The following is a 7,682-nucleotide window of genomic DNA, read 5'->3' on the forward strand; positions in this document are numbered from 1 at the left end:
CCCGGTCTGCTAGGATGTCGCCGGTGGGGTACCGCGTCTGCACGAACCAGGGGCAGCAGATGGACGAGCAGGTACTGGAACAACTCAGTATCAACCCGGCGCACCTTCTCGATGCGCTGAACCAACATGCCATTGTCAGCGTCGCAGCGCCGGACGGCACCATCCTCTTCGCCAACGACCAGTTTTGCGCGGTGTCCGGCTATAGCCGCGAGGAACTCATCGGCAAGGACCATCGCCTGCTCAATTCCGGCCTGCACCCGCCGGAGTTCTTCAAGAACATGTGGCAGACCATCGCCACCGGGCGGCGCTGGAAGGGCATCATCCGCAACCGCTCCAAGTCCGGCAGCAACTACTGGGTGCAGACCACCATCACGCCCTACTGCGATGCCCAGGGCCGCCCCGAGTACTACATCAGCATCCGCACCGAGGTCACCCGCACCAAGCAGAACGAGGAGTCGCTGAATCGCAGCAGCCGCTTCCTGCGCCTGCTCAACGACCAGGCCAAGGCGCTGCTGGTAGTCGGCCAGGATTTCCTCGCCGAGGAGTTCTACAAGATCATGGGCGCCTGGAGCAGCGCCCTGGGCGCCGAGTTCGCCATCCTGGTGGAGATGGACGCGGACCACCACGAACTGCGCCTGGTACACCAGTATCCCCAGGAACTGCCCTACCTGAAGGCCGAGTTCGACCGCCTGCCGCGCTGGACCGGCAACCGCCGCTCCTCCGGCAAGGAGCGCTCGCGGCTGATCCTCGACCGCGGGGTGGACCTCTCGTTCTCCGGCGAGGACGTGGCCAACCTGCTGCACCGCTGGGGCTTCAACGCCATCATCTCGGTACCGGTGAAGTTCCACACCTCGATCCGCTACGCGATGAAATTCCTCGCCCGCGACAAGCAGACCTTCGCCCCGGTCAGCGGCCAGCTGTTCTTTATCGACATCCTCAGCGACCTGCTCTCCAGCGCCTACCAGCGGGTGCACAACGAGCGCGAGCTGCAGCAGCAGAAACAGAAGCTGGACGCGCGCCAGTTCCTCGCCCACCTCGGCGACTGGGATATGGAAGTGTCCACCCTGCGCGTCAAGTGGTCGCCCGCCCTGTTCGGCTTCAGCGAGGCGCTGACCTCCATCTCGCTGTCGGAATTCGTCGACCTGGTGCACCCGGAAGACCGGCGCATGCTGCTCAACGAACTGAACACGGCGATTAACCACTCGGTGCCCACCAGCTTCGAGTTTCGCCTGGTGGGCGAGGACAACTCCCAGCACTGGGTGCAGATGCGCGGTGCGCGCATCCGCGACAAGGACCAGCACACGGACCTGCTGATCGCCACCCTGATCGACGTCTCCCACATCAAGTCCACCGAGGCGGAGCTGCGCGAGGCGAAGAAGCAGGCGGACCAGGCCAACACGGCGAAGTCCCAGTTCCTGTCCAACATGAGCCACGAGCTGCGCACGCCGCTCAACTCCATCCTCGGCTTCGGCCAGTTGCTGGAGCTGGACGACACCCTGGACGCGGCGCAGCAGGAAAACGTGGAGGCCATCCTCAGCGCCGGCGCGCACCTGCTCAACCTGATCAACGAGATCCTCGACCTCTCGGTGGTGGAGGCCGGCGCGGTCAACATCGTGCTCGAGCGCAGCCGCCTGGCCACCATCGTCGAGGAATGCGTCGCCCTGGTCGGGCCGATCAGCAAGCGCTACGGTGTGGCCCTGGAGGTGGAACCGCTGCCGGACGTGGAGCTGTTCGTGGACCGCATGCGCTTCAAGCAGGCGGTGATCAACCTGCTCAGCAACGCCATCAAGTACAACAAGCAGGACGGCCACGTCTGGGTGCGCTGCGAACTGCCCAACCTGCAACACGCGCGCCTCAACGTCATCGATACCGGCCTGGGCATCAGCCCGGAGAAGAAACACGAGTTGTTCAAGCCGTTCAGCCGGCTGGGCCACGAGAACAGCACCACCGAGGGCACCGGTATCGGCCTGACCTTCACCAAGTCGGTGGTGGAGCTGATGGGCGGGGATATCGGCTTTACCTCGAGCCCGGGCAATGGCAGCACCTTCTACCTGGAGTTTCCGCTGGCCGCGCATCCCACGCAGGGGCCGGCGCAGGCGGCTGGCGAGGAGCGGCCCACGCCGTCGGCACAGCAGCACGACCAGGTGCTGATGATCAGCCGCGGCTTCGCCGAGGAGAGCATGGTGCGCGGCGCACTGTCCTACGACACCAAGCTGAGTTTCCGCATTGTCGAGCCGGACCACGACCTCAACCGCCTGGCCACGCGCATCCGCCCGAACATCCTGCTGGTCAACCTGGGCGACCTCGAGGACCCCTGGGTGGACGAGGCCTACCTGGAGCGCATCAGCAGCCTGTTTGGCGCGCCGCGCATGATCGCCCTGCTCGACGCCAACGCGATCAAGCTGCTCCAGCCCTACCACACGCGCTTTTTTGACTATATCTGCCTGCTGCCCATCGACCGCTCGGCGATCCAGACCGTGCTGCAGTCGGTGTCCTTCCGCGCCGGTCTGCAGTGGGCCTGAGCCCACCGGCTCAGGCGGTGGCGAAGGCGCGCAGCGGGCAGCTGGTGTACATGAAGGCGAGGAATTCCCGCCGGCCCAGGGGCGGCGAGTAGAGGTAGCCCTGGCCGTAGTCGCAGCCGATACCCGCCAGCAGTGAACGCTGCTCCGCGGTTTCCACACCCTCGGCCACCACGCGCATGTTCAGCTTGTGCGCCATCGCCACCATCGCCTCACAGAGCACGAAATCGCGACTGTCCCGGGTCAGGTCGCGCACGAAGGCGCGGTCGATTTTCAGGTAGTCCACGGGGAAGCGGTTGAGATAGGACAGCGAGGAATAGCCGGTGCCGAAGTCGTCGATGGCCACCTGCATGCCAGCCTCCGCGATCAGCGCCATTTTCTGGGTGACGATATCCGCGCGCCCCATCAGGCTGTTCTCGGTAATCTCCACCACCAGGTTGCGGCCGTCCAGGCCGGCCTGCTGCAGGCGCTGCGCCCAGCGCGTCGGCATGGTCTCGTCGGACAGGAACTGCAGCGGTGACTTGTTGATGCCGACCTGGAAATTCGGCCCGAACAGCGCCACCCACTCGGGCAGGATGCGCATAACGCTGTCGAACACCCATTCACCGAGCTCGCAGATGTAGCCATTCTCCTCGGCAATGGGGATGAACTCATCGGGGCCGACCGGCCCGAACTCCGGGTGGTGCCAGCGCATCAGGGCCTCGGCCTTGCTGACGCTGTTGTCGCGCAGGTCGATGATGGGCTGGAAATGCAGGTCGAACTGGTCGCGCTCCAGCGCGATGGGAAGGTCCGCCAGCAACTGGTTGTGCCGCGTGCGGCAGGCGCCGAGCACCCGGTCGTAGACCTGCAGGCAGTTGCCGCCGCGATCCTTGGCCTGGTACAGGGCCTGGTCGGCGCGCTGGATAAGCTCCTTACCCGACTCGCCGGGACGCGAGTGCACGGCGATGCCCACGCTGGCGCAGATGCTCAGTTCGCGCCCGGCGTACTGCAGCGGCTGGCGCAGGTTCTCCATGAGCTTTTCCGCCACCAGGCGCGCCTCGCGCGAACCCTTGACATCGCCCAGCAATACCAGGAACTCGTCACCGCCGAAGCGCGCGGCGAAATCCTCGCTGCGGATACTGCCGCGGATCTGCTTCGCGGCGTGCACCAGCACGGCATCGCCGGCGTCGTGACCCAGGGTGTCGTTGACCTGCTTGAACTTGTTGAGATCCATGTAAATCAGTGCGAAGGGCTTACCCGAGTTGCGCGTGCGCGCCATGAACTCGCCGAGCCGGATGTCGAACAGGCGGCGGTTGGGCAGGCCGGTGAGGGCGTCGTAGTTGGCGTGGTGTTCCACCACCTCCTGCACCTGCACCTGTTCGGTGATGTCGCGGGCGATGCTCGACACCCCGACAATCCGGCCGCGGGCATCGCAGATCGGCGAAATCGTCACCGAGACGTGGATGCGCCGGCCGTGCTTGTCCAGGCGCTCCGACTTGTAGTGGTCGACCTTGTTGCCCGCGCGCACACGGTCCAGGATTTCCCGTTCCTCGTGGGCCAGTTCCTGCGGAAACAGGCGCAGCATGGGCTGGCCGATCATCTCCTCGGCGCTGTAGCCGAAGATGCGCTGCGCGCCCTGGTTCCAACTGGTGACGACCCCGTCCAGGGTCTTGCTGATGATGGCGTCGTCGGAATTCTCGACCAGCGCGGCGAAGCGGCTCTCGGCACAGGCCAGGCGCAGCTGGTCGGTGATGTCGCGGGCGATGCCGGATACGCCGATGACCTCACCGGCGCTGTCGCGCACCGGTGACAGGGCCAGCGACACGGGTACCGTGTAGCCGTCCTTGTGAATACGTTCAGTGAAGTAGTGCTGGATACGCTCGCCGCGGGCCACCCGGCCGAGCAGCGTGGCCTCTTCGTCGACGCGGTCGGCGGGTATCAGGAAGACTATCGACTGGCCCTGGACTTCCTTCGCGGTGTAGCCAAACAGGCGCTCGGCGGCGCTGTTCCAGCTGATCACCCGGCCGTCGATAGTTTTGCCGACGATGGCGTCGTCCGAGGATTCGACAATCGCCTCGCAATACTGCTCGACCAGATGCGCTTTCGACGTCCGGGAGAGTGCCGCAGAAATCAGGCTGTAGTTGACCATCGCGCTCAAAGTCACCGTAGCGGTGGAAGACCGGGGTCTACTGTTTATCGGCCGCTACGGGCGATGACTTTAAGCGCCGCTGGGTAAGTGACGGCGGCTCAGGCGCTGGAAGCCACCTTGTCGATGCGCGAGGTGGCGCGCAGCAGGTGGTCGGCGATCTTGCCCAGGGGCAGTACCTCGCAGGCGCCGCCGCGGCGCACGGTTTCGCCGGGCATGCCCCAGACCACGCTGGTCTGTTCGTCCTGGGCGATGGTGTGCAGCCCGCCCTCGAGCAGCTCGAGCATGCCCTGGGCGCCGTCCGCGCCCATGCCGGTGAGGATGGCTGCGACCGCGTTGCGCCCGGCGGATTGCAGCACCGAGCGGAACAGCACGTCGACGCTGGGCTTGTGGCGGTTGACCGGCTCGCCGTCGTTGAGCCGGCACACGTAGCGGGCGCCGTTGCGGGTCAGCAACAGGTGGCGGTCACCGGGGGCGACGAAGGCGTGCCCCGGCAGTACCTGGTCGCCGTCCTCCGCCTCCTTCACCACCAGCGGAGTCTGGCGGTTCAGGCGCTCGGCGAAGGCGGCGCTGAAACCCGGTGGGATGTGCTGCGCGATGACGATGCCCGGGGCATCCGAAGGCATGCCCATCAGCACTTCCTTGATCGCCTCGGTGCCGCCGGTGGAGGCGCCGATGGCGATGATCTTGTCGGTGGTGCGATAGCGCGAACCCACGGTCGGGGCGATCACCGCGTCGGCGCTGTGCTTGGGCGGCGCGCTCGGGGGCTGGCGGCGCTCCACTTTCACCGAGGCCGCGTGGCGGATTTTCTCGCGCAGCTCCTCGGTGTAGTCCTCGAGGGTGTGCGACAGGTCGATTTTCGGCTTGCTGACGAAATCGATCGCACCCAGCTCCAGCGCCTGCAGGGTGACGTCGGCACTTTTCTCCGTCAGCGAGGAGACCATCACCACCGGCATCGGCCGCAGGCGCATGAGATTGCTGAGGAAGGTCAGCCCATCCATACGTGGCATTTCCACGTCCAGGGTGAGCACATCCGGGTTCAGCGCCTTGATCTTGTCGCGGGCCATGTAGGGGTCGGCGGCGGTGGCCACCACTTCCAGGTCCGGCGCCTCGTCGATCATGCGCGTCAGCAGGCTGCGTACCAGGGCGGAATCGTCCACCACCAGGACCCGGATCGGCGCGCGTGTAGCCATGGCTCAGAACAGCTCCACGTCGCGCGACACCGGCTGGTGCGAGAGCTCTTCGGCGTACTCGTTCTCGCGCTGGCTGATGGTGTCGTTCTTCAGGCGTACCAGGCGCTTGACCATGGCCTTGCCGGTGGCCGGGAAGAACACCACCCGGCGCGGGTAGATATCGCCGAGATCCTCGGCGGTCACCTCGAGATTCTCGGAGGCCACGTAATCGCGCACGAAATCGATATTGCGCGCGCCGATGGCGGTCATCTTGGCCAGCACCTGGCCGCCGCCGAACAGCTTGGCCTCCAGGTTGCGACGCTTGCCGCCGTGCTTGATGATCTCGTTGATCAGCGTCTCCATCGCGTAGTTGCCGTAGCGCGCCTCGCTGGAGACACCGTCCGAGCGCGTCCCGCCGCTGCCCTGGGGCAGCATGAAGTGGTTCATGCCGCCGACACCGGTGACCCGGTCGCGGATACAGGCGGACACGCAGGAGCCGAGCACGGTGGTGATCATCTCGCCCTCGGTGGTCACGTAGTACTCACCGGGCAGGATTTTCGCGCCGTGGCAGTTGAAGTTGCGGTCCCAGTAGCGGTGTACGTGCTCGTAGCCCTGCAACAGGGTGGGCTTGGGCCCCTGTCCGGCGTTGGAAAATGGCAGGATCTTGGTCACAGGTCAGCTCGACTTCTGGTACACGGTCTTGCCGATCAGCTTGAAGCGGTCGCAGATCTTGTTGAGGCTCTCCGAGTGGCCGATGAACAAATAGCCATCCGGGTGCATCTGGCTGGCCATGCGATCAAACAGCACTGACTGGGTCGGCTTGTCGAAATAGATCACCACGTTGCGGCAGAAGATAATGTCGAAGGGCTTGCGCATGGGCCAGCTCTCGAGCAGGTTCAGGGTGCCGAAGGAGACCATGTTGCGAATTTCGGGCTTGACCCGCACCTGCGCTGCGCGCGCCCCGGTGCCGCGCAGCATCCAGCGCTTCATGCGCGCCTCGCCGGTACCGCGCACCACCCAGTCCAGGTCGTAGACCCCGGCGCGCGCGGTTTCCAGCACGCCGGTATCGATGTCGGTACCCAGCACCCGCGCCTGCCAGTTTGACGGCAGTTCCTCGGCCAGGGTCATGGCGATGGTATAGGGCTCGGCGCCGGTAGAGCAGCCGGCGGACCACACACTCAGGGTACGGTCGGCTTTTTGCTTCATCAGTGCGGGCAATACGCTCTCGCGCAGCATGTCGAAATGGTGCGACTCGCGGTAGAAACCGGTCAGGTTGGTGGTCAGCGAATTGACGAACAGCTCGAACTCGGCCTCGTCGCCGCGCTCCAGGATCGCGCAGTAGTCGGAGAACTTCTGCAGGCCGAGGGAGCGCAGGCGCTTCACCAGGCGGCCGTAGACCAGGTCCTTCTTGATATCCTCGAGCACGATCCCCGCGTGGTCGCCAATCAGGTCGGCGATGTAGCGAAAATCCTTGTCGGTGAAGGTGAAGTCGGTCACCCCGGTCCGTGAGGGGCGAATAGGGGCCCTCTCGCTAGCAGCGGAATCCATTGTCGTTGTCGCTTCCGGCAGGTGGAAAACCAGCGGCCCGCTCACCTGGAGCGGGCCGCACTCGCGTCAGAACTGCTCCCACTCGTCGCCCATATCGCCGCCGCTGCTCTTCGGCGCGGGCGCCGGGCTGCGCGCGGGGGCGGGGCTGGGTGCGGGGCGTGACGTGGCCGGGTCGCGTGCCGGGCGCGCCTGGATGATCTTCGAGGTGTTGCCGATGCTGAAGAACTCCATCAGCTGGGTCAGGTTGCTCGACTGCTCGTCCATGGATTCGCTGGCGTCCGCGGCCTCCTCGACCATCGCGGCGTTCTTCTGTGTGAC

The 7,682-nt window shown here is 65.4% G+C and carries 6 protein-coding genes; 1 reads left to right on the forward strand and 5 read right to left on the reverse strand.

All coding sequences use genetic code 11. The features are described from left to right. Positions 1–59 precede the first annotated feature (59 nt). A complete protein-coding gene (locus E4634_RS20765; RefSeq protein WP_167855018.1) occupies positions 60–2,522 on the forward strand; it encodes a PAS domain-containing sensor histidine kinase in 2,463 nt (820 codons plus the stop codon). Between the two features lie 10 nt (positions 2,523–2,532). Here the strand turns inward: E4634_RS20765 and E4634_RS20770 are convergent, their stop codons facing one another. The 5 genes from E4634_RS20770 to E4634_RS21595 all read right to left on the reverse strand — a co-directional run. Continuing rightward, complete coding sequence (locus E4634_RS20770; protein WP_135446603.1) at positions 2,533–4,647, reverse strand: sensor domain-containing protein; 2,115 nt, start codon at positions 4,645–4,647, stop codon at positions 2,533–2,535. Positions 4,648–4,745: 98 nt separating this feature from the next. Beyond that, positions 4,746–5,837: a protein-glutamate methylesterase/protein-glutamine glutaminase gene (locus E4634_RS20775; protein ID WP_135446604.1), complete on the reverse strand. Its 1,092-nt coding sequence runs from the start codon at positions 5,835–5,837 to the stop codon at positions 4,746–4,748. 3 nt (positions 5,838–5,840) lie between these two features. Further along, positions 5,841–6,488, reverse strand: coding sequence for a chemoreceptor glutamine deamidase CheD (gene cheD, locus E4634_RS20780; protein WP_240725269.1), 648 nt, complete (start codon positions 6,486–6,488; stop codon positions 5,841–5,843). A gap of 3 nt (positions 6,489–6,491) precedes the next feature. Next, a complete protein-coding gene (locus E4634_RS20785; protein ID WP_206046973.1) occupies positions 6,492–7,313 on the reverse strand; it encodes a CheR family methyltransferase in 822 nt (273 codons plus the stop codon). A gap of 117 nt (positions 7,314–7,430) precedes the next feature. Continuing rightward, the coding region (locus tag E4634_RS21595; RefSeq protein WP_434783514.1) for a hypothetical protein at positions 7,431–7,682 on the reverse strand (252 nt) is incomplete at its 5' end.

It is taken from the genome of Mangrovimicrobium sediminis, assembly GCF_004745945.1.
Lineage (GTDB): Bacteria > Pseudomonadota > Gammaproteobacteria > Pseudomonadales > Halieaceae > Mangrovimicrobium > Mangrovimicrobium sediminis.

Excerpts from the sequence above, each read along its gene's own strand:
- E4634_RS20765 (WP_167855018.1), top strand. The coding sequence starts at position 60 with ATGGACGAGCAGGTACTGGAACAACTCAGTATCAACCCGGCGCACCTT.
- E4634_RS20770 (WP_135446603.1), bottom strand. The coding sequence starts at position 4,647 with ATGGTCAACTACAGCCTGATTTCTGCGGCACTCTCCCGGACGTCGAAA.
- E4634_RS20775 (WP_135446604.1), bottom strand. The coding sequence starts at position 5,837 with ATGGCTACACGCGCGCCGATCCGGGTCCTGGTGGTGGACGATTCCGCC.